This window comes from Vibrio sp. 2134-1 (assembly GCF_033339495.1).
Window position 1 is genome coordinate 1 of record NZ_JAWOUS010000799.1, and the last position, 557, is coordinate 557.

The 557-nt window shown below is 52.6% G+C and carries 1 protein-coding gene; it reads left to right on the forward strand.

Annotated features, from left to right (window positions below; genetic code table 11):
* Positions 1-121: 121 nt before the first annotated feature.
* The coding region (locus R7R78_RS28610; protein WP_154708767.1) for a TraV family lipoprotein at positions 122-557 on the forward strand (436 nt) is incomplete at its 3' end.

The window sequence follows — 557 nt, forward strand, 5'->3', positions numbered from 1 at the left end:
TCTATATCGACATGGCCGAAGGCATCTTCCCTGTTATCGAGGTCGATGCTGGCCGTCAGGTAGACATCATCGTGACCAAAGGAACCAAGCTACAAATTCGTTCCACCGGGGGAACCAAGAAATGAAAAATTTGAACATTTTGACCAGAAAGGGCAGTTCCAGAGGCGAGGCTCAAAAGGAACAGGCAGTAAGATCCGCAAAGATGTTGGGGGTGGGTGCAGCGCTACTTATTTTGTCGGGCTGTTCGACGTTCAACATCGGCAAGGATGAGTATAGCTGTCCGGGAATGCCGAATGGTGTTCAGTGTATGTCAGCGCGAGACGTTTACGCCGCAACCAATGACGGAAATGTCCCGCGCCCAATGAAACCAGAGGAAGTCGAGGCCAAAGCGGAAGCGGATGGCGAAGGTTCCTCAAACGTTTCAGCGAACTCATCTAGCTCCGGAGACCCGGTGATTGACAACTATGTCGCACCGCGTCTTCCGGATCGCCCGATTCCAATTCGTACACCAGCACAGGTTATGCGGATTTGGGTAGCTCCCTGGGAGGACACCAATG